Annotated in this window: 21 protein-coding genes; 17 read left to right on the forward strand and 4 right to left on the reverse strand. The window is 66.1% G+C overall.

What is annotated here, in order from left to right; translation table 11 throughout:
* Positions 1 to 52: 52 nt before the first annotated feature.
* Positions 53 to 1,456: a cobalamin-dependent protein gene (locus tag IPI67_03235; protein ID MBK7579197.1), complete on the reverse strand. Its 1,404-nt coding sequence runs from the start codon at positions 1,454 to 1,456 to the stop codon at positions 53 to 55.
* A gap of 32 nt (positions 1,457 to 1,488) precedes the next feature.
* Entirely contained in the window at positions 1,489 to 1,677 is a 189-nt protein-coding gene (locus IPI67_03240; GenBank protein ID MBK7579198.1) for a hypothetical protein, read from the reverse strand.
* 75 nt (positions 1,678 to 1,752) lie between these two features.
* On the opposite strand from IPI67_03240, the gene IPI67_03245 reads away from it, so the two are divergent.
* From IPI67_03245 to IPI67_03315, 15 genes are all read left to right on the forward strand, one after another.
* A complete protein-coding gene (locus tag IPI67_03245) occupies positions 1,753 to 2,397 on the forward strand; it encodes a Crp/Fnr family transcriptional regulator (protein ID MBK7579199.1) in 645 nt (214 codons plus the stop codon).
* Between the two features lie 401 nt (positions 2,398 to 2,798).
* Complete coding sequence (locus IPI67_03250; protein MBK7579200.1) at positions 2,799 to 3,443, forward strand: cytochrome c3 family protein; 645 nt, start codon at positions 2,799 to 2,801, stop codon at positions 3,441 to 3,443.
* The gene (locus IPI67_03255; GenBank protein ID MBK7579201.1) at positions 3,431 to 6,487 is read left to right on the forward strand and encodes a TAT-variant-translocated molybdopterin oxidoreductase; all 3,057 of its coding nucleotides are present in this window, start codon (positions 3,431 to 3,433) and stop codon (positions 6,485 to 6,487) included. The genes IPI67_03250 and IPI67_03255 overlap by 13 nt, the downstream gene beginning before the upstream one ends.
* Positions 6,488 to 6,490: 3 nt before the next feature.
* Positions 6,491 to 7,864, forward strand: coding sequence for a polysulfide reductase NrfD (nrfD, locus tag IPI67_03260; GenBank protein MBK7579202.1), 1,374 nt, complete (start codon positions 6,491 to 6,493; stop codon positions 7,862 to 7,864).
* A 10-nt stretch (positions 7,865 to 7,874) separates the two neighbouring features.
* Entirely contained in the window at positions 7,875 to 9,119 is a 1,245-nt protein-coding gene (locus IPI67_03265) for a DUF3341 domain-containing protein (protein MBK7579203.1), read from the forward strand.
* 14 nt (positions 9,120 to 9,133) lie between these two features.
* Positions 9,134 to 10,366, forward strand: a complete 1,233-nt coding sequence (locus IPI67_03270) for a quinol:cytochrome C oxidoreductase (GenBank protein MBK7579204.1) — start codon at positions 9,134 to 9,136, stop codon at positions 10,364 to 10,366.
* Positions 10,367 to 10,390: 24 nt separating this feature from the next.
* On the forward strand, positions 10,391 to 10,903 hold the full coding sequence (locus tag IPI67_03275; protein ID MBK7579205.1) for a hypothetical protein: 513 nt from the start codon (positions 10,391 to 10,393) through the stop codon (positions 10,901 to 10,903).
* Positions 10,904 to 11,208: 305 nt separating this feature from the next.
* Positions 11,209 to 11,874: a c-type cytochrome gene (locus IPI67_03280; GenBank protein ID MBK7579206.1), complete on the forward strand. Its 666-nt coding sequence runs from the start codon at positions 11,209 to 11,211 to the stop codon at positions 11,872 to 11,874.
* 9 nt (positions 11,875 to 11,883) lie between these two features.
* Positions 11,884 to 12,039: a hypothetical protein gene (locus IPI67_03285; GenBank protein ID MBK7579207.1), complete on the forward strand. Its 156-nt coding sequence runs from the start codon at positions 11,884 to 11,886 to the stop codon at positions 12,037 to 12,039.
* The gene (locus IPI67_03290) at positions 12,032 to 12,724 is read left to right on the forward strand and encodes a cytochrome C oxidase subunit II (GenBank protein MBK7579208.1); all 693 of its coding nucleotides are present in this window, start codon (positions 12,032 to 12,034) and stop codon (positions 12,722 to 12,724) included. The genes IPI67_03285 and IPI67_03290 overlap by 8 nt, the downstream gene beginning before the upstream one ends.
* 3 nt (positions 12,725 to 12,727) lie before the next feature.
* The gene (locus IPI67_03295; protein MBK7579209.1) at positions 12,728 to 14,440 is read left to right on the forward strand and encodes a cbb3-type cytochrome c oxidase subunit I; all 1,713 of its coding nucleotides are present in this window, start codon (positions 12,728 to 12,730) and stop codon (positions 14,438 to 14,440) included.
* Complete coding sequence (locus tag IPI67_03300) at positions 14,437 to 15,009, forward strand: cytochrome c oxidase subunit 3 (GenBank protein ID MBK7579210.1); 573 nt, start codon at positions 14,437 to 14,439, stop codon at positions 15,007 to 15,009. The genes IPI67_03295 and IPI67_03300 overlap by 4 nt, the downstream gene beginning before the upstream one ends.
* A gap of 9 nt (positions 15,010 to 15,018) precedes the next feature.
* Complete coding sequence (locus IPI67_03305) at positions 15,019 to 15,840, forward strand: cytochrome C oxidase subunit IV family protein (protein MBK7579211.1); 822 nt, start codon at positions 15,019 to 15,021, stop codon at positions 15,838 to 15,840.
* Positions 15,841 to 15,874: 34 nt separating this feature from the next.
* On the forward strand, positions 15,875 to 16,471 hold the full coding sequence (locus IPI67_03310; protein ID MBK7579212.1) for a heme-copper oxidase subunit III: 597 nt from the start codon (positions 15,875 to 15,877) through the stop codon (positions 16,469 to 16,471).
* Entirely contained in the window at positions 16,471 to 16,746 is a 276-nt protein-coding gene (locus IPI67_03315; protein MBK7579213.1) for a hypothetical protein, read from the forward strand. The genes IPI67_03310 and IPI67_03315 overlap by 1 nt, the downstream gene beginning before the upstream one ends.
* A gap of 32 nt (positions 16,747 to 16,778) precedes the next feature.
* On the opposite strand, the gene IPI67_03320 is transcribed toward IPI67_03315, so the two are convergent.
* Positions 16,779 to 18,020: a radical SAM protein gene (locus tag IPI67_03320; protein MBK7579214.1), complete on the reverse strand. Its 1,242-nt coding sequence runs from the start codon at positions 18,018 to 18,020 to the stop codon at positions 16,779 to 16,781.
* Positions 18,017 to 19,465: a D-alanyl-D-alanine carboxypeptidase/D-alanyl-D-alanine-endopeptidase gene (gene dacB / locus IPI67_03325; GenBank protein ID MBK7579215.1), complete on the reverse strand. Its 1,449-nt coding sequence runs from the start codon at positions 19,463 to 19,465 to the stop codon at positions 18,017 to 18,019. The genes IPI67_03320 and dacB overlap by 4 nt, the downstream gene beginning before the upstream one ends.
* Positions 19,466 to 19,569: 104 nt before the next feature.
* Between dacB and IPI67_03330 the strand changes: the two genes are divergently transcribed.
* Together IPI67_03330 and IPI67_03335 are read left to right on the forward strand one after the other, a co-directional pair.
* The gene (locus IPI67_03330) at positions 19,570 to 21,054 is read left to right on the forward strand and encodes an ABC transporter substrate-binding protein (protein MBK7579216.1); all 1,485 of its coding nucleotides are present in this window, start codon (positions 19,570 to 19,572) and stop codon (positions 21,052 to 21,054) included.
* A gap of 95 nt (positions 21,055 to 21,149) precedes the next feature.
* Positions 21,150 to 21,692 (forward strand): hypothetical protein, encoded by a 543-nt coding sequence (locus tag IPI67_03335; protein ID MBK7579217.1) that lies wholly within the window; start codon positions 21,150 to 21,152, stop codon positions 21,690 to 21,692.
* Positions 21,693 to 21,846 lie beyond the last annotated feature (154 nt).

Here is a 21,846-nt window from a genome sequence, read left to right on the forward strand (position 1 = left end):
TGTAACCACGGCGCCTGGCGTTTACACTGATCGCCAGGCGCCAGGCGCCAGCTCACTCCGACAGCACCGCGGGTAGCTCGAGCGGGAAGGTCTCGTCCAGGTACGCATCCACATTCATCATGCGTTGGGTGCGCCAGAGCACACCCGCGAGCGCCCAGGCCTCGCGCGGGCCGATGCCCCGGAACCAGCGCAACCAGCGGCGCGAGGCGTGGCCCGAGGCGAGCACGTTGCGCTTCCAGCTCTGGACCATCAGCTCGTAGAAGCGGCGCCGCCCGAGCTTCGGCTCCCACAGCACGTGGTGCATGTCGAAGCGTGCGAAGTCCTTCTCGGCCAGGCGCGCGCGGGTACGGTCATAGTAGTCGGTGCCGGGCAGCGGCGTCAGCACCGTGAACCCGACCCGGTCCAGCTGCAGGCGATCGAGCAATGACCACAGGCTCTCGAAGTCACTCTCGTCCCAGTCTGGGTCGACCACGAAATTACCGGTGACACCGAAGCCGAGGCTGCGCGACAGTCGCACCGCGTCCTCGGAGTCACTCACCGTTGCGTCCTTCTGCAGCGCCGACAGCGCCGCGTCGGTGGCGGCCTCGAAGCCGAAGAACAGGTCGAAGCGCTCGGCCAGCGGCCGCCAGGCTTCGAGCACGTCCGCGCTCCGGGCAACGGTGTCGGCCCGCGTCTGCACCAAGAGCCAGCGCTTCTTCTGGTTGCGCTTGGAGAGCGCCGCCGCAAGCTCTCGGCTGCGCTCGCGGGGGTAAAAGAACAGATCGTCGATCACGAACACGTCGCCGCCCACACTCTCGAAGTCACGGCACACCGCCTCGATGTCCCGCGGCCGGTAGCTGTCCGCGCGTCCCACCGCGCAGAACGAACACCGGAACGGGCAGCCGCGCCCGGTCTCGACGGCCCAGATCGGGGAGCGGTGTACACAACGGTAGCTCTTGCGATACCGGTCGACGAGATCCCTGGCTGGCGCGAGCGCCGGCTCGATCCCATCTTCGCCCTCGGCCGACGGCGCGCGGCTGAGATCCCGGCCGCGCAGCTTGAACCCCGAGATGCTCTCGGTGAGGGGTCCGCGCTCGAGGGCCGCAACGAGTCGAGGTAGCGTTCGTTCACCGGCGCCCAGGCACACCGCGTCCACATCGGGGCCAGCGAAGGCCGCTGGGTCGGAGGCCGCGGCGTGACCGCCGACCACCACGAAAGCTCCAGGCCAGCGGGCTTTGACCCGCCGGGACAGCGCGAGCGTCTCGGGGACGTCCAGCGTGTGGATGCAAGAAATGCCGACGACATCCGGGCGGTCGCGGCCGAACCCGCGGTCCAGGCGCAGATCTCGAAGCTCGACCGTGTGGCCCGCGCCCCGGAGCGCAGCCCCCAGGTACTCCAGGCCCAGTGGTTCCACGCGGAAAAAGGGCCCGAGGCCGAACCGCTCGTGGGCCCGAGGTCGGAGGAGCAGCACTCGCACGGCAAACCGCTAGCACGCGGCGTCCGATGCTCCTATTCGAGCGGCGCGTATCCCGGCTTGTTCGGCGGCGGAACGATGGTCTCGTCCTCCTCGACCCCAGCGTCTGCGTGGGCCACTGCCGGCGCCTCCGCCCGAGGCCGGTTCGGCGAATGCGGGCCCGCCGGCGAGCTCTGCCGGTCACACGCGCCGGCCAGCAAGAGGACCCAGTACAGGCGTCGCATGGCGCGAAGTATGCCCAAGTCGATCCGCTAGACATTGACCCCCGTCAATCGTGCGATAATCAGACACCTGGTGAGATGAGCACCTCTCTTCCGCTCCGTTGTCAGACCTGTGGGCTCGTGCTGCGAGCGGGCGCGTCCGAGTGTCCGTTCAGGGACACCCGCAAGTCCGCCGGCAGCATTTTGCTGCAAGAAGGCGTGAGACCGGAGTCGGTGGTGTACCTGCGCCGCGGCCAAGTGGTGCTGAGCTCCAGCGCCGCATCCGGCTCGGAGGTCTCTTGTGCCGTGCGGGGGCCCGACACGATGCTGGGGCTCGAGCTGCTCCTGGATCGCCCGATGCCCTACCAGGTGTGGGCGCTCAGCGACGTCGTCTACTGCTCGCTCGATCGAGTCGCTGCGGAAGCATGGATCGGTGAACGCAAATCACCGGCCGGCGCAGCGCTCACCTATTCACTCGAGGAGTCGGCGCGCCGCATCGGGGAGCGCCAGGCTTTGCAAGGGTCCGCACTCCGCCGCGCCGCACGTTTCCTGTTGCAGCAGTGCGAAGCCGCGGGCAGCGACGAACCCATCACCACACCTCACCGCGTGCTCGCCGGCATGTTGGGCATGCGACCGGAGACCCTGTCGCGTGCGCTGGCGCAGCTGCGCGCCTCGGGCATGCTCGTGCAGGGGCGGGCCATCCAGGTGGCCGACGTCGCCCGCCTACGAGCTCTCGCCGATTGACCTGTTCCGCGCCGACTCGGCGGGGCGGGCAGGACGGATCCGACCTCTGGAATGGCGCCGGGGCCCGCCCGATCTTCCCACTTTACATTTCCTGCGGACCGCCCCATAAACCGCGCGACAGCACCAAGGCCAAGACTGTTTCGTCGTGAACCCCGTCGCCCGAGGGCGCGGGTCGAGCTGGACGGATCAGGCGGTAGGTTGTTGCCTCGGCGTGGGGCCGAGCGGTCTCGCGTCTCGGTCCGCGCCGACAGCCGTCATTTCCGACGGCCCTGCCGAGCGAAGTTCGGTGTCTCTTCTGTCGCCTTCCATGCCCGCCTCGTGGTACCGGGGTGCGCCCGATCACCTCCCCGCCTGGGGCCACGCTGTGCGCGGCCTGGGCGAACCAGCTCAGGGTCGAAGCGATGAAGCCATTCACGTTCCCGCGATGGGCAAACAAAACCCGGCAAGTGGCCGGCGTCGTACTCGGTGTTGCCCCGGTCTATCTGATCTTCGCGGTGTGGTTCGGGTTTTCCCCGAAGACCACCGATATCGGATACCAGCCAAAACAGCCCGTTCCGTACAGCCACGCATTACATGCCGGCCAGCTCGGCATCGACTGCCGGTACTGCCACAACACGGTGGACCAGGCCGCGCACGCCGCGACGCCCCCGACCGAGACCTGCATGAACTGTCATGCACGGATCTGGGCCACCAGCCCCAAGCTCGAGGCCATCCGCGAGAGCTTCAAGACGAACAAGCCGGTCGAGTGGACCAAGGTCCACGATCTGCCCGACTACGTCTACTTCAACCACAGCGCGCACGTGACTCGGGGCGTGGGCTGCGTGAGCTGCCACGGCCGCGTCGACCAGATGGAAGTAGTGCACCAGGTGCAGACACTGGCCATGGGCTGGTGCCTCGAGTGTCACCGGGCGCCCGAAAAGAACCTCCGGCCACCGGAACAGGCGACGAACATGACGTGGACGCAACCCAGCCCAGCGTTCGGCGCGGAGTTCCGCAAGGCGAACAACATCAACCCCCCCGAGGACTGCTCCACATGTCACAGGTGAACGACAAGCCCGAGTACTGGCGCAGCGTTGCCGAGCTCGAGAACGACCCGGAGTTCTTGGCGACCGTCGAGCGCGAGTGGCGTGTGCCCCTCGATCAGGAGCCCGGCTCCCCCGAGCGCCGTCGTTTCATCCAGGTGATGGGCGCGTCTTTTGCGCTGGCCGGGCTCTCCGGCTGCCGCTGGAAAGAAGACAAACTCATCGATTTCGCGAAGCGCCCGGAAGGCCTGGTGCCGGGCGAAGCCCGCCGCTACGCGACCACGATGGAGATCGGCGGCCAGGCCGTCGGGCTCACCGCCACGAGCTACGACGGTCGACCGGTCAAGCTCGAAGGCAACTCCGCACACCCCGCCAGCCTGGGCGCGGCAACGGTGTGGCACCAAGCGAGCATCCTCGAACTCTACGATCCCGATCGCAGCCAGAGTGTCCAGAAGGGCGGTCAGAAGTCCGACTGGGCCGCGTTCTCGGCGGCGTTCAAGGAGCAGGTCAGCAAGCTGCGAGGGGCCGGCGGCAAGGGGCTCTACATCCTCACTGGTCCGAGCAGCTCCCCGACGCTCGCCGCCCTCGAGAAGCAGGTCGCGACTAAGTATCCGCAGGCCAAGTGGCTCGTATACGGCGCGGTTGCGAATGGCGACGAAGAGCGCGCTGGCACCAAGCTCGCGTTCGGCAAACCGCAGCGGGCGCACCTCGACTGCGCGAAGGCCAAGGTCATCGTCAGCCTCGACGCAGACTTCATTGGCCCGTCGTTCCCGATGGGCATCCCGAACGCACGCGCCGTGGCAGCCGGCCGCAACCCCGACGGCCCGATGAATCGGCTCTACGTCGTGGAGAGCGCCTACTCCCACGCCGGTAGCATGGCGGACCACCGCCTGGCGTTACGTTCAGAGCTGGTGAAGGCGTTCGCCGCTGCCCTCGATGCTGCGGTCAGCGCCGGCGCCAACGCTGCGGCAGAGTTCGGACCCGCGCAGCCCAAACCGAGCGCCGCCTTCCTCAACGACGCCAAGGTCGCCAAATACCTGGCGGCACTGGCCAAGGACCTGGTGGCTCACCGCGGCAGCTCCCTGATCATCGCAGGCCCCCACCAGCCGGCCGAGGTCCACGCCCTCGCGGCGCGCATGAACACCCTGCTCGGCAACGTCGGCACCACTGTTTCTTACACAGAGACGGCGGAGTCACCGAGCATGCTCGAGCAGCTCAAGACCTTGGTCGCCGACCTGAACTCGGGTCAGGTCGACACCCTGGTCGTGCTCGGGGAAAACCCCGTCTACACCGCGCCGGTCGATCTCGACTTCGGCGCTGCCTACGCCAAGGCGAAGACCAGCGTCGCGGTCACGAGCTACGTCGACGAGACCGCGAAGGTGTCCTCCTGGCACGTACCCCTCGCGCACTACCTCGAGACCTGGGGTGACACCCGGTCGTGGGACGGCACCCTCGCCATCGGGCAGCCGTTGATCGCTCCGCTCTTCGGCGGCAAGGCCGCGATCGAGATCGTCGGCATGTTGACGGAGGATGTCTTCTGGTCGGCCAAGGACCTGGTGCGGCGCACGCACAAAGAGACCCACACGGACGAGCGCAAGTGGAAGCGCCTCGTGCAGGTGGGTGTCGCGCCCGCCCGCACGGAAGTTACAGCTCCGAAGCTGGGCCCCATCGCGGCGGTCAAGCTCGAGGGCGGCGAGGCCGGCGGTCTCGAGGCCCAGAACGGTCAGCTCGAGCTCGTGCTCGTCGCGTGCTCCAAGGTGTACGACGGGCGCTGGGCCAACAGCTCCTGGCTGCAAGAGCTGCCCGAATCGTTCACCAAGCTGACCTGGGGCAATGCCGCGCTCTTCGCGCCGGCAACGGCCGCGGCGCTCAACATCACCGATGGCACTCCGGTGCGGCTCAGCGTCGGGGGGCAGAACATCGAGCTGCCCGCCATGATCGCGCCGGGCCAGGCGGCGGGCTCGGTGAAGGTCGCCCTCGGTTACGGGCGCCTGTCAGCCGGAATCGTCGGCGGTCAGGCCGGGGACATCGCCCCCACCACGCCGGTCGGCGCCAACGCGTACAAGCTGCGCAGCACCAAGCTCTACCGCTTTGGCTCCGGCCTCTCCGTGCAAGGCATCGGCTCCGCGGAGAAGCTGGCCACGACGCAGGACGTACACGCCATCGACACGACCGGTCGCGAGGGCACCGACAGCCGGGTGCACATGCTGGTGCGCGAGGGGACCCTCGAGGAATACAAGAAGGAGCCCGAGTTCGCGAAACACGTGGTCCACCACCCTCCGCTCCTGCAGCTCTGGGACGAACCCGTCAAATACGACGGCCACAAGTGGGGCATGGCCATCGATCTCGCCAAGTGCATCGGCTGCAGCTCCTGCATCACCGCTTGCCAGTCCGAGAACAACATCGCCGTCGTGGGCATAGACAACGTCAAGCGCGGACGTGAGCTGCTCTGGCTGCGCGTCGATCGTTATTACAGCGGCAAGGCGGACGACGCAGGCGTGGTGTGGCAGCCGCTGCCGTGCCAGCAGTGTGAGAATGCGCCGTGTGAGCAGGTCTGCCCCGTGGGCGCCACCATGCACAGCCGCGAAGGCCTGAACGACATGGTCTACAACCGCTGCATCGGCACGCGCTACTGCGCCAACAACTGCCCCTACAAGGTGCGGCGCTTCAACTACTTCAACTTCCACCTCGACAAGGTCGGCCCGACACCGTGGCACGGCATGGAGAACGACCGCCACCGAGTGAAGGCCATGATCTTCAACCCCGAGGTGACGGTGCGGTCCCGCGGTGTGATGGAGAAGTGCACGTTCTGCGTGCAGCGCATCCAGCACACGAAGATCAACGCCAAGAACGCCAAGCGCGCGATCAAGGACAACGAGATCCAGACGGCGTGTCAGCAGACGTGTCCCACCGGGGCCATCGCCTTCGGCGATCTGAACGACAAACAGAGCGCCGTCGCCAAGGACACCGACAAACCGCGGGCCTACCAGCTGCTCGACGAGCTGAACAATCGACCGCGGGTGAGTTACCTCGCCCGCATCAAGAACCCCAACCCGGAGCTGGTCTGAGCCATGGCCCAAGCCACCGCCATCAACCCGTTCGACGCCGCCCCCGAGGGCCCGAATGCGTTCGCTCAAATTACCGACAACGTCGCCAGGGTCGCGGAGCTCGAGAAGCCACCCCGCGGCTGGTACATCGCGTTCGGCATCGCGCTGACGCTGCTCAGCATCTTCGGCGTGAGCGTGGGTTGGCTGTTCTGGACCGGCATCGGCGTATTCGGAAACATGAACCCGGTCTTCTGGGCCATGCCGATCGTGAACTTCGTGTTCTGGGTCGGCATTGGTCACGCCGGCACGCTGATCAGCGCCATCTTGTATCTGCTGCGCCAGAACTGGCGCACGGCGATCAACCGCTTCGCCGAGGCCATGACCATCTTCGCCGTCATCTGCGCCGGCATCTTCCCGGGACTGCACGTCGGACGCCCGTGGCTGCCTTACTGGATGTTCCCACTGCCGAACCAGATGAGCATGTGGCCCCAGTTTCGCAGCCCGCTGGAGTGGGACGTGTTCGCGGTCGGCACCTACTTCACGGTCTCGACGCTGTTCTGGTACATGGGCATGATCCCCGATTTCGGGACCTTTCGTGACCGCGCCACGAGCAAGTATCGGCGGCTCGCCTACGGGGTACTCGCGATGGGCTGGCGAGGCTCGAGCCGCCAGTGGCACCGCTACGAGCGGGCCTACCTGATCCTCGCGGCGCTCGCGACTCCGCTCGTGCTCAGCGTGCACAGCGTCGTCTCCTTCGACTTCGCCACGGCGCAGATCCCCGGCTGGCACGCGACCATCTTCCCGCCGTACTTCGTCGCAGGCGCGATCTTCGGCGGGTTTGCCATGGTGGTCACCCTGGCCGTGCCGGCTCGCCAGTTCTTCGGGCTCAAGCGCATCATCACCATCGGGCACCTCGAGCTGATGGCCAAGATCATCATGGCGACGGGCATGATGGTTGGATACGCCTACTCGATGGAGTTCTTCATCGCCTGGTACAGCGGAAGTGAATACGAGATGTTCACCTTCGTGAACCGGGCGTTCGGGCCTTACGCCTGGTCGTACTGGTGCATGATCTTCTGCAACGTCGTCAGCCCCCAGGTGTTCTGGTCGAAGAAGATGCGCACCAACCCCTGGGTCATTCTGGTGGTCGGCATCATCGTCAACATCGGCATGTGGTTCGAGCGCTTCGTGATCGTGATCACCAGCCTCTCGCGGGACTTCCTGCCGTCCAGCTGGGGGTATTACACGCCGACGGTGTGGGACTTCAGCCTCCTGGCCGGCAGCTTCGGCCTGTTCTTCACCCTCTTCCTGCTGTTCTGCCGTTACCTGCCCATGGTTGCCATGTCCGAGGTGAAGGCATTCCACCCCTCCGCGCACGCGCACGGGGACGACCACTGAGGGCAAGGCCATGAGCGACGAAAACAAGGACACGACGCCTTCGGACGCCCCGGTCAGTCAGGGCCCGTTGCACGGCTTGCTCGCCGAGTACGAGCATCCCCACCAGCTGGTCGCGGCCTGCAAGAAGGTCCGCGACGCGGGCTACGAGAAGTGGGACACGTACACTCCGTTCCCGGTCCACGGCATCGACAAGGCCATGGGCATCAAGATGACCAGCCTGCCGTGGTTGGTGCTGATCGCCGCCCTGATCGGGCTGACGACGGCCATCACGCTGCAGTGGTGGACCAACGCCCTCGACTATCGCTTCATCTCCAGCGGCAAGCCGATGTGGAGCATCCCGGCCAACGTGCCGATCTACTTCGAGCTCACGGTGCTCTTCAGCGCGTTCGCGGCGTTGTTCGGCATGCTGGCGCTGAACAACCTGCCGGAGCCGTCGCACCCCCTCGACCACAAGCGCAAGTTCGACAAAGCGACGGACGACCGTTTTTTCCTCTACATCGAGTGTGCCGACGAGCTGTTCGACGCGACGGACACCCGCGCGCTGCTCGAGTCGTCGCACCCCGCATCGCTCGACGAAGTGAACGAGGATCACTCCACCTCGGACCGTATCCCTCCGGCCATCATCCGGACGCTGATCATCGCAGGCGCCGCCGCGCTGATTCCGCTAGCTGTGTTCGCCAAGATGCGCACGAGTAAGTCGACGGATACACGCATCCACGCCATGGGTGACATGGACTGGCAGGCCAAGTTCAAGGTGCAGCAGCCCAACCCGCTGTTCCCTGACAACATGGCGATGCGTGCACCGGAGCCCGGCACCGTGGCCATGGGCGACCCGGTCGACGACGAGCATTTCTCGACCGGCAAGCTCGATGGCCAGTTCACCCGAACGTTTCCCCAGAACTTCAAGCTGGACGACGCCGCGATGGCGCGCGGTAAACAGCGCTTCGAGATCTTCTGCGCACCGTGCCACGGCCAGAGCGGCAACGGCGACGGAATGGTCGCACAGCGTGCGAACACGCTGGCCGAGGGCACGTGGGTCCCGCCGACCAACCTCGGCCTCGAGTACCTGCGGCTGATGCCGGTCGGTCAGCTCTTCGACTCCATCACGCACGGCGTGCGGAACATGCCGCCGTACGCATCGCAGATCGCTCCGCAAGACCGCTGGGCCGTCATCCTCTACCTGCGGGCGCTGCAAAAGAGCAAAGGCGCCCCCGTCACCGAGCTCAACGACGCCGAGCGCGCCGCCCTGAAGTGAGAGAGAGCCCTCATATGGCCACAGCAAACAAGCAAGCCAAGGAAGAGAGCTTCGGCGACAACATCCGCATGGATGGGCTGGCGCAGAAGGTGATGCAGACCGCCGGCGGTGTGGGCGTGCTCGCGCTCGCGGTGAGCGCGGGTCTCGGATTCGCGGGCGGTCAGAAGACCGAGTTCATGCATGCGTATCTGGTGGCCTTCGCCTGGATCCTGAGCATCGGGCTCGGTGCGCTGTGGTGGGTCACCCTGCAGCACCTGGTCAACGCCAAGTGGAGCATCGTGCTCCGGCGGGTCGGAGAGCTGCTGGCGTCGAACATGCCGCTCTTGTTCGTGCTGTCACTCCCCATCGTGATCCCGATGCTGATGGGCGACACCACGCTCTACATCTGGGCGGACGCCCACAAGATGCATGCGGACCACATGCTGCACAAGAAGGCCGCCTACCTGAACATGGGCTTCTTCGGCGTGCGGCTGGTGATCTACTTCGGATTCTGGTCGCTGCTCTCGCGCTTCTTTTTCAAGAAGAGCCTGGAGCAAGACAAGACCGGCGCCCCGGAGATCCGCTCGAAGCTCCAGGGAGTGTCGGCCCCGAGCATGATCCTGCTCGCCCTCACGCTGACGTTTGCGTCAATCGACTTCCTGATGACGCTCGAGCCCAAGTGGTACTCGACCATCTTCGGGGTCTATTACTTCGCGGGCGCGGTGGTCAGCTTCCACTCGTTCTTGGCCCTGACGACCATGTGGCTCCAGAAGAACGGGCGCCTCGCCAAGAGCGTGACGACCGAGCACTTCCACGACATCGGCAAGATGATGTTCGCCTTCACGGTCTTCTGGGCCTACATCGCCTTCAGCCAGTTCATGCTGATCTGGTACGCGAACATGCCGGAAGAGACCGAGTGGTACCACATCCGGTCCCACGAACCGTGGGGCGCCGTCTCGTACGCGATGATCGGCCTGAACTTCGTGGTTCCGTTCTTCGGGCTGCTCTCACGACACGTGAAGCGCAACCGCAAAGCGCTGGGCTTCTGGGCGGTCTGGATCCTGGTCGTGCACTGGTTGGACATGTTCTGGTTGGTCAAGCCGCACATGCACACCGAGAGTCTTCCCTTCAGCATCCTGGACATCACCTGCACCGTGGGTGTGCTCGGCCTGTTCATCGCCGGCGCGGCCTTCAGCTCACAGAAGGTCAACCTGGTCCCCGTCAAGGATCCGCGACTGGAAAAGTCGCTGGCGTTCGAGAATTTCTGATTGGCGCTCGGGAGTAACAAACGCATGGCAACCGAGAAAACCAAGAAACAAGGCAGTCTGGTCGGTGCAGTCGTCGTGGCCGTCGGCCTCGTCGGCGTCGCCGGCTGGCTCACCGCCACCGCCTTGGCGGCGCACGCCGCCGACGTGAAGGCCGGCGAAGCAAGTGTGGATCTCGAGCGTCCGGCCAAGGACCTGAAGTTCCAGCAGCAAGGCGAGCTCGTGGCGCCCGTCGCCTGGGCCGACAAGGCCAAGGGCACCGCCACGGTCCCGGTCGCGCGAGCCATGGATATCGTCGTCAAGACGCTGCAAGAGAACCCGGCCGCCGCGACCCCCGCCCCGCCCCCACCGCCGGAGCCCGCGGCCGACGCCGATGCTGGCGCGGACGCAGCCGACGGCGAAGGAGCGCCAGACGCGGCTCCGACAACGACGGACGCGGCCACCTCCGACACGGACGCTGGTGCCCCCGAGCCGAAGAAGCTGCCGCTCTCGCCGCCCCCGACCCAGCCAGTCGTTCCGCCAACGCCACCCGCGCCTTGAAACGCCAGCGCTGCGCGGTATCCAGACACACACGTCCGCATCCGGACAAACCACGAGTTTGTCCCGCGGGGCCGCCTGGAGCTCTGGCCAAGTCGAACGCCAGATTTGTGCGTACGCAACGGGTTCCGTGGCCGGCGTTCGCGGCGTGAACGTCGTGCCCGATGCGCGACCGTGTGAAATGGGCACAGTCGCTTGCCCACATCGCCCCCAAGCAACCACGAAAGTGTGCCGTTTCGGGTGAATTTCATATTGAAGACCCCACTGCTTGCTGTAGCTTCTGGCCGAACAAGATGCGGAGTGCAGAGATGACGAGACGTCGCGGATCTCTAACGGCGATCCGAGCATTCGCCCTGGCCGCGGCCACGCTGTTTGCGGCGCTGCCGCTCGCGGGCTGTGACCAGGCGCCGGCCGGCGGAACGGCGTCGGGCGCAGAGATCTATCAGCTCTGCACCCAGTGCCACGGGCCGCACGGTCTTGGTAATCCGTCCGCCAATACGCCGGCCATCGGGGGGTTGCCTGCCTGGTACGTCGAGGCCCAGCTGCTCAAGTTCCGCAGTGGTCAGCGCGGCACGCATCCGGACGACCTGACCGGCATGCAGATGCGCCCCATCGCCAGGTCGCTCATGAACGACGTCGATGTAAAGACCATCGCCGAGTACGTAGCCACAATGCCGCGCTACCGGCCCGTGGCGCGACTCGAAGGTGCGGACCCGGCCCGTGGCGCCGCGCTGTTCAAGCCTTGTCAGGCGTGTCACGGGATGTCGGGTGAGGGCAACGAGGCGACCAAGGCGCCGCCGCTGCAAGCCCAGAGCGACTGGTACATTGCACGTCAGCTCATGCATTTCCGCGCTGGGATCCGCGGTACCCATCCAGAAGACGCCACCGGCGGAATGATGCGACCCCAGGCCGTCATGCTGCCGGACGATCAGGCGACCAAAGACATCGCGGCGTTCATCGCGCAGGCCAAGTGAGGAACCAGCATGGCAAAAGACATGAGCGTGGAGCAGCTCGCGAAGTGGACGTTCTGGCTCACGATAGGCGGCTGCGCGGCCTACATCCTCGCGGTGGCGCTGTTCATCCTGAACGCGGAGCCCAGCTCGACCCCCGAAACTCCGGAGAGCGGTCACCATGATTGAATGGCTCATCCCCCAGGCCTCGAGCTATGCGCCCGAGATCGACAACCTGATCACCTTGATCGCGGTCTTGGTCGGCTTCTGGTTCATCGTCGCCGAGGGAGTGCTCTTTTACTTCATCTTCAAGTTCCGGGAGAAACCAGGGCGGAAGTCGCTGTACATCACCGGCGAGAAGAAGGAGGAGATGAAGTGGGTGAGCTATCCCCACTACGCGATCCTCGTGTGCGACGTGTTGGTCATCGTCTTTGCCATCAAGGCCTGGGTCCTGGTCAAACAAACCATGCCGCCCGCCGACGAGAAGGTGAACATCATCTCGCAGCAGTGGGCGTGGTCCTTCGAGCACCCGGGGCCAGACGGCAAGCTCGGAAATGACGACGACATCCGGATGTCGGATGAGCTCCACGTCGAGGTCGGCAAGACCTATCACTTCAACCTGGTCAGCCGTGACGTGCTCCACAGCTTCAGCGTGCCGGTCTTCCGCCTGAAACAAGACGCAGTCCCGGGCCGCATCATCATGGGTTGGTTCAAGCCGACCAAGACCGGATCCTTCGACATCCAGTGCGCCGAGATCTGCGGCGTCGGACACGGGCTCATGCCAGCCAAGATCGTCGTCGAATCACCCGCGGCGCACGCCGCTTGGGTCACCGAGCAGTCCCAACGGCGGCTCGCCAGTGCCAAGGCCAACTGAGTCATGAGTCACGACCACGCGCACCACGAAGAAGGCTTCATCAAGAAGTACTTCTGGTCGACCGATCACAAGATGATCGGCTTCCAGTACATGTTCACCGGCATGGCCATGGCCGTCCTGGGCGGTTTTTTCGCCTACGCCTTCCGCATGCAGCTCGGTTTCCCGGGCAAAGCCGTGCCGGGTTTCGGCGTCGTCTCCCCGAACGAGTACAACGCCCTGGTCACGAACCACGGCACCATCATGATCTTCTGGGTGGCGATGCCGGTGCTGATCGCCGCCTTCGGGAACTTCCTGATCCCGCTGATGATCGGCTGCGACGACATGGTGTTCCCGCGGCTGAATCGCCTGAGCTACCAGATCTTCCTGATCAGCGCCCTGGTGCTCCTGGCATCGTTCATCGTTCCCGGCGGCGGTTTCGGAGGCGCCTGGACCGCGTACCCCCCGCTCTCGGCCAAGCACCAGTACAACCTCACGCCGGCCGGATCTTCGCTGTGGTTGATCGCCGTGGCGCTCGAGTTCGTCGCCTTCCTGATGGGCGGCATCAACTTCGTGACGACCGTGATGAACTCACGGGCTCCGGGCATGAAGTGGTCGGACATCCCGGTCGTGATCTGGATGATCGCCCTCGCAAGCATCATCTTCATGGCCTCGGTCGGACCGCTGGTCGCCGGCGCCGTCATGCTGCTCTTCGATCAGCAGCTCGGCACCGCCTTCTTCGACCCCAGCAAGGGCGGGGACCCGATCCTGTGGCAGCACCTGTTCTGGTTCTTCGGTCATCCCGAGGTGTACGTCGTGCTCTTGCCGGCGGTCGGCATCGTCATCGACGTGATTGCGGTCTTCTCCCGCAAGAAGGTGTTTGCCTACAAGACCGTGCTCTACACGGCCTTTGCCACCGGCATCCTGAGCTTCTTCGTGTGGGCGCATCACCAGTTCATCGCCGGCATCGACCCGCGCATGGCCAACGTGTTCACCGTCACGACCGTGCTCATCTCGGTGCCGATCGCCGAGATGATGTTCGTGATCATCGCCACGCTCTACGGCGGATCGATTCGGCTGACGACCCCGATGCTCTGGGCTCTGGCCTTCGTGGCAGAGTTCCTGATCGGCGGCGTGACGGGCATCTTCCTTGGCGCCAGCGGTTCGGACATCTACTTCCACGACACCTATTTCGTGCTCGCGCATTTCCACTACACGTTCGTCCCCATCGCCATCATCGGCACCTTCGCCGGCATCACCTTCTGGTTCCCGAAGATGTTCGGGAAGATGCTCGACGAAAGGCTCGGGAAACTGCATTTTTGGGTGACGATCATTGCGTTCAACTTCATCTTCATCCCGCTCTTCATCACCGGCTCGGCGGGTGACCACCGACGCATCTTCGACTACCGCCTGTTCCCGGAGCTCATGCGACCGGAGATGCAAAATCTCCGTACGCTCGCCACCGTTGCGACGGTGGCCATGTTCGCCGGACAGCTGATCTTCCTGTACAACTTCGCCAAGAGCATCAGGTCCGGCAAAAAGGCGGGCAAGAACCCGTGGAACTCCGCGACGCTCGAGTGGACGGCTGAGTCGCCGCCGCCGCACGGGAACTTCCCGGTCCTGCCCACGGTGTATCGCGGGCCGTACGAGTACGCGTACCCCGGGCGCGAGCAGGACTTCTGGCCACAGAACGAACCGCCGGAGGGCGAGGAAACGCCGGCCGAGGAGGCTGCCGAATGAACAAGCCCATCGCGACCACTCGCAGTGTCACGGGCATCCCGACGGGCCGACTTGCCGTCTGGTGGGTGATTGCCTCGGAAATCGTGATCTTCGGCGGGCTGCTGGCTTCGTACGTGATGCATCGCATCGGCCATCCCGAGTTCGGCAACTACGCCGCGAATACGAATACGTGGATCGGAGCCTTCAACACGCTCGTGCTGTTGTCTTCCAGCCTGTCGGCGGTGCTCGCGCACCAGGCCGCGGAGCGCAAGGACGGCCTGCGGGCGGCCAAACTGCTCGGGCTGACCATGCTGGGCGGCCTGACGTTCGCCGGCGTGAAGAGCGTGGAGTGGACCATCGAGATCTCCCACGGCTTCGTGCTCTACACGAACGCGTTCTGGTCTTTCTATTACACCGCCGCCGGGCTGCACGCGCTGCACGTCATTGGCGGTGTGGTGATCATGGGCATCGTGGCGAGGGACGCGGCCAAGGGCCGAGAGCTGCAGCGGGTGGAGCTCATCGGCAACTACTGGCACTTCGTGGACATCGTTTGGATCTTCCTGTTCCCGCTGCTCTACATCGCGAAGTGAGGCGAGGAAATGTCCGGCAAAGACGAGATCAAGAACGACGAACCTTCGACTGAAGAGCCGAAGGCTGCCGCAACCGAGGGCGACGACGACGCGGAGAAGAAGCCCGCGGCCGAAGCCGAGCCTGCGGCCAAAGCTGACCCGGCTCCAAGCGATGCCGAAGCCCAGCCTGCGGCCAAAGCTGACCCCGCTCCGAGCGATGCCGAGGCCGAGCCTGCGGCCAAAGCTGACGCCGCTCCGAGCGATGCCAAGGCCGAAACCCAGCCTGCTGCCAAAGCCGAGGCCGAGCCTGCGGCCAAGGCCAAGAGCGAGACCAACAACGAGACCGCGAGCGACGACGACGGCAAAGTCGAGGCCGCGCCGCCCAAGAAAAGCAGCGAGCCCCCGCCGAAGCCCAAAGCGAAGCAGCCCGCGAAGGCCCACAGCACGCCTCCGCCGGCGAAGCCGCACAAAGCCGCCCACGCTGGGCACGGCGGCCACGCCGAAGCCCACGGCGACATGCACTACGTGCAGATCTGGGCCATCTTGGTCGTGCTCCTGGTCGCCAGTGTGCTCGGCCCGATGCTCGGGCACCCCTTCCTCACCCTGATCACGGCCTTTGGCATCGCGCTGGTGAAGGCGTTCATGGTGGCTAAGAACTTCATGCACCTCAACATCGAGCGGCGTTACATCGTGTATCTGCTGGCGACGATGGTGGCGCTCATGGGCCTCTTCTTCGCCGGCGTGGCGCCCGACGTGATGAAACACAAGGGGCACAACTGGAAGAACGACGCCGCGGAGCGCGAGGTTCACCGGGCCCTCGAGGCCGCAAAACGCGGCGAGCACGGGCACTGAGCCGACTTGACGGAGCGCGCTGAGGAGCTACGAGATGACCACGTTGACCGCGCACCTGGACCGCCCGTCGGGAGTCACGCCACGACGCGCGGGCGTGGCACCCAACGCCGTCGTCGGCATGCTGATCTTCGTCGTCGCCGAGGTCATGTTCTTCGCGGCGTTGATCAGCGCCTACATGGTGAGCCGGGTCAGCGCGACGGGGCCTTGGCCACCCATCGGGCAGCCGCGGCTCCCCATCGAAGCGACGGCGGTGAACACGGGCGCGCTGCTCGCGAGCGGGGTGGCCATGTTCTTCGCGAGCCGCCAGTTTCGCATCGAGCCGCTGCGCGCGAAGACCTTGCTCAAGACGTCGGCACTGCTCGGCGCGTGCTTCGTATGTTTTCAAGGTTACGAGTGGGTGCAGCTGATCCGGCAGGGGTTGACTCTCAGCTCGAGCACCCACGGTGGGTTCTTCTACGTCATCGTCGGAGCCCACGCGCTGCACGCCATCGCCGGTCTCATCGTGCTGGCAATTGCGTACGCAAAACTCGCGCGAGACGAGCTCGAGAACGACTTCCTGACCGCCACCCGGATCTATTGGTACCTGGTGGTTGGCCTGTGGCCCTTCCTCTACTGGGCGATCTACCTGTGATGCGCCGAGCCGTTGCCGCGTGTGCGGCCCTCGCTGCTCTGCTCGTGTCGGTGGTCGCCAGTGCCTGTCCGGTGTGTGGCGTCGGCACGAACGAAGCCAACCGGCAGGCCTTCATCGGTTCCACCATCTTCTTGAGCCTGCTGCCCCTCGCCATGATGGGCGGGCTCATCGGTTGGGGGATCTGGCACGTGCGCCGACGCGAGCGAGAGCGCGAAACAGCTTTCACGAGCGCGGACCCCCTCGTACTCCAGGGACTCGATACCCCCGCCGAATAGGCCGCCAATCGCGCTCGCCCGACCGTCGTGTGTCAGTAGATGAAACGTCGGATGTCGTAGCGCGCGATCGGCGCGTTGACACCCAGCTCCCGGAGCCCGCTCTGGAACCGCTGCGACTGCGCCTCGAGCTCGGGCGCCGCGAGCACGCCGAGCCGCTCACCGGCCGCTTCGTAGACGGAGCCCGAGTGCACCGTCAAAGGTGACAGGTAGACTCTGTCCTGTCTCGTGAGCGCCATCCGAGCGACCGAGCTCAGAGTCTCGCGGATGTGCTCGGCTTCGAGCTCCGCTCCTCCGGCACCCACGAGTACGATGACACCGACGCGGATGCCCGCAGCGTGCAGCCGCTCGACGAGGTCCTCAGCGGCGGCCGCTTCGGCTGGTTTACCCAGTGCAGCGAGCACCGCAGGGCTCGCGCTCTCGAGGCCGAGCGCCACGCTCGCGAGGCCGCGCTGTCGAAGCTCGACCAGCTCGGGCAGCGATTTGAGCTTCGAAAACGCATCGATGAACGCCGACATCACCCCGAATGACGCCGGGGCCTCGCTGCGGGCCAGCTCGTCTCGCACGAGCTCGAGCAGCGGCAAGAGTTTGTCTCGGGAGACCACCAGCGCGTTGGCCTGACCCAGAAACACCCCTCTCCTCAGCGGAAGCGCACGCCCGACCAGTGCGAGCACCCGCGCCAGGTGTTCCTTCAGCGCCGCGGGTGTCTTCACCGAGAAGGTCGTGTCGCGATACAGGTGACAGAAGCTGCAGCGGTTCCAGGAGCAGCCCGACGTCAGCTGCACCACGAGCGCCCGGTTCTCTGCCGGCGGCAGGATGGGGATCGGCTCGTAGGTCTCGCGAAAACGCGCGGCGAGCTCGCGGTAGGCATCGGCGGTTGCGAAAGCGCCGGCGCGGGTCAACGGCTCGGCAAGCTCGGGATCGGCGTCGGCCGGCAAGACGTCGGCAGCTCGGCGCACGAGCTCAGCCACCCGCCCGAAGACGGAGCCGGCCTCCAGACCCGACAACACCCGGAGCCCGAAGGACCGGGAGCGGCCGTCGCGCGCGACGTCGACCTTTCGCACGCGACCATCCAAGCCACGCTGGTACGAGCTGCCCGCGAGCCAAGCACGGTGCAGACGCCCATCGAGATCGAGGTGAACCAGATCGTCGGCTCCGGCAAACAACGACAAGAGGTGAGCCTTGCGTGCCAGCGCGAGCTCGGGAGACAGCCGCAGCACCGAGCGATACGCCGAGCCAACCTCGTGCGAGGTGTCGAGCTCGGGGGTCTCGCTCATTTTTCCGAAGCCGCCTGCGCCACGACGCGATCGATGCCGCGGCGCTGTTCGTCCGCCTTGCCGGCAATGCCGTTGATCAAGACGGCGAAGGCGATGCGGGGTTTACCGCCGGAACCGAGGACAAAGCCCGCCAGCGCGTGGGCCCGGGCGAGCGTGCCGGTCTTCGCCCGGATATTTCCCCGGAGCCCCCGCGCGCGATAACGATTTCTCAGCGTTCCATCGACGCCGCCGACCGCGAGCTGATCGAGAAAAGCAGCACCGATCTTGCTGTCGCGCTGCGCGGCGTCGAGCGCTCGCACCAGGACGCCGGCGCTCACCCGGTTGGCGTCGAACAGCCCCGACCCGTTCGTGATCCGGGTATCGGACTCGAGAGCTCCGGCCGATTGCAGCCAGTCCCGCACGGCCTTGGCCCCGTCGGCGCTGCTGCCGGCGCCGTGAGTTGCCGCCGAACCGAGCGCCTTGAGCAGGGTCTCGGCGTAGAAATTGTCGCTGTTCTTGCCCAGCTCGCGCACGAGCACGGACAAGGGTTCGCTCTGCTTCTCGACCAGGATGCTCGTTTCGCCGCTCCCACCCGCGCTGACACCCCCGTCGACACTCACGCCACGTCGCTTGAGCTGCGCCCTGAGAACATAGCCGGCGTAGAGCTCCGGGTTGTCGATGCGCTTGGCAAAGCTGCCCTTCGTACCGAGCGCGATGCTCCCGGATACCCGGATCGTCAGCGCCTGCCCGCTCGGCCGCATGTCGACGTGCAGTTTGCGACCCGAGCCTTTTTTTCCGGTGACGATCTTGCCTTCGACCTCGACGTAACCGGCTGGGTCCACACTCACCTTGGCGGGCTCACCCAGGCTGGTGGGTTCGACGCGAACCACGAAGGCGTTCTGGTCCAGCGAGACGGCGCTCACGGGCGCGCGAAACGCGGCCCACTCGTTCGGTTGTTGTTCGAACGCGGGCGGGGTGAACTTGGCGTCGAAGGCAGCCTGATCGACCAGGATCGCCTTCACGCGCTTGAGGCCGAGGTCAGCGACGTCCTTCGCCATGCGCTCGAGATCCCGCGCGCGCAGCGAGGGGTCGCCGGTGGAGCGCAGCACCAATCGGTCGACCGTGCCGTCGCTGAGTTTTCCGTACAGGCCGGTGCGAAAACGATGAGCCGGCCCCAGCTCCATCAGCACCGCGGCGGCGGTCAGGACCTTGGCATTGGACGCGGGGTTCAACGCCAGGCCGGGATTTTTTGCCGCGATCACCCGCTGAGTCCCGAGCTCGACCACCAACGCGGAGAGCTCGCCCTTTTGCCGCCGAACCCAGCCATCGAGCTGATCCAGGCGGCGTGCGGTCGGCCCGGCCGAGGCAGCCGCCTCGACCGCCGGCGGCAGCGCGTCGGCCCACGCGGGCGCCACGCCCGCGAGGCCGAGGGCAGCGCCAAAGAGCAGGGGCCGGATCCGAACCATCGATCTTCCCAGATACCGTCGAATCGAACGGCGGTCGAGTTCTGGCCATTCCTGGCGAATGACCGAAGCTCGCCCCGACGATCGGGCTGATCTATTAGAGCGGTGTGCGGGTACTCGGCAGGATCGTCGGTTTTGCTGCGCTGCTGTCGAGCTGCGCGGGCCCCACCTCCGGCGGTGAGCGCGCGATCGAGATCGTGCTCCCTACCGAGATCGCGACCCTGGACCCGCGCTTCTCGACGCGCGGGCACGACGTGAAGACCACGCGCCTGATCCACGCCGGGCTGGTCGGACTCGATGCGGACACCCTCGAGCCGATCCCCCTCGCGGCCAAGGCCTGGACCTTCGTCTCGGAGCGAACGCTGGAGCTCGAGCTGCGTCCGGGAGTCCGGTTTCAGAGCGGCAAACCCCTCGAAGCGGCCGACGTGTGCGCGACCTTGAAGGCCATCGCGGATCCCGCGCTCGGCAGCCCGCACCGGGCGGTGGTCAAGGCCATCGGCAGCTGCACCCCGCTACCGAACGGGCGGCTTCGTCTCGAGCTCGAGCACGCGCGCGCGACCCTGCTCACGGATCTCGAGGTCCCCATCTTGCGGGAGGATCAAGCGCGGCTCGGGCCAAGGCCGCTCGGTGATCTGGACGGCCTCGGCCCGTACCGCGTGCAGAGCGCTACCCCCTCCGTGGTCGAGCTCGAGCCTGCGGACACCGGGCTCGTTCCCAAACCTCGGCACGCCCTGGTCATTCGCAGCATCCGCGACGAGAACGCCCGCGCGCTCCGGCTGTTGGCCGGGCGCGCGGACATCGCGCCCAACGCCCTCTCCCCCACGCTCTTGCCGTCGCTCGACGGCCGAGCAGGGCTTACCGTGCGTTCGCGGGCAGGCGCCAACGTGAGCTACCTGCTGTTCCAGAACGATCGTCCGCCGTTCGATCGCCCCGAAGTGCGGCGAGCAATCGGGCAGGCCATCGATCGCGAGCGCATCGTACGAACCTTGCTGGCGGGACGGGGCGAGACGGCGCGCGGTCTGTTACCCCGCGGACACTGGGCCGCACCGGCATCGGCGGTTGCGCTGGCCTACGATCCGGCGGCGGCGAAGGCGGTGCTGTCGAGTCTGCCGCCGGTCACCCTCGTCACGAGCACGGATCGCCTGCGCTTGACCATTGCACGGGCGATGGCGCAGATGCTCGGAGACGCCGGCCTCGAGGTCCGCGTGGTGTCCCTCGACTTCGGCGTGTTGCTCGCCCGCCTCGACAGCGGTGATTTCGAAATGGCGACGCTGCAAATGCCGGAGCTGACCGAGCCCAACGTGCTCAGCTGGTTCTTCCACCCCCGCGGGGTTCCGGGGGAAGGAGGCGAAGGGAAGAACCGCGCTCGTTATCGCGACGCCGACGTGGGGCGCTGGCTCGATGACGCTGGCAAGACGCGCGATCTCGCAACCCGGCGCGCGCGCTACGGCGAAATTGCGACCAGCATGGCGCGCGATTTGCCCGTCCTACCGCTCTGGCACGAGGATCAGGTCGCCGTGGTCTCCGAGCGCGCCGCGAAGTTCTCACTCTCGGCCGAGGGCCGCTGGCTGCAGGTCGCGCAGCTGCCCTGAAGTACCGGCGTTTTTCCCGAGCTGGCGTGACAAAGCAGACGATCTCGAGCCGGACGGCTTGCGCTCCGGCGGCCGCCTGGACGATAAGGCGATCCGTGCGGCTCAGCCCCCTCTGCCCAGTTCTCGCGCTCAGCGTCTGTCTGACGGCGGTGACCACGGTGCGCCCTGCCCACGCCGACGAACCCCAGCGCCCGACCCGAGTGGCGGCAGACGTCTATCCTGCGCCGAACACCCAGCTCGACCTCGCATTGGTTGGTGTGGGCGTGACGGCCGCCTGGTACGGAGCAGCCCTCGGATTTTCGTACGCCTGGCCCGACGCACCCGGCGCGGACAACCTGCGCATCCCGGTGGCGGGCCCGTGGATGGCACTTGGTGAGACCGGCTGTGCGAATGACGATCCGAACTGCTCCACCTTCACCGTCGTGCTGCGGGCCATCCTGACCACGTTGGACGCGGTCGGGCAGACCGGCGGCGTGCTCGTGGTCGCGGAAGCGGCGTTCTTGCCAACGCAGGAACCCTCCGCCTCACCCAGACGTCCGCGACCCAAGCTTCGACGAGAGCAGGGGCTACGTGTCCTGCCCGTGCCGTACACGGCTGGCACTGACGGGGTTGGCCTCGGCCTCGTCGGCCGATTCTGAAGCGTCACGCGCCCGGCGCTTGCGGCGGCGAGAGCACTCCGGAGTGCGCTCGGTCGGCGCGCGTGAAACTTGCGTGACGGCGTTTCACGCGCGTCGTGGGCCAGCGTTTCCGCGCACATGGTCGTGGTCGAAATATCGGGGGTGCCAATCTCGC

This window comes from Myxococcales bacterium, from assembly GCA_016706225.1.
Taxonomy (GTDB): domain Bacteria; phylum Myxococcota_A; class Polyangia; order Polyangiales; family Polyangiaceae; genus JADJKB01.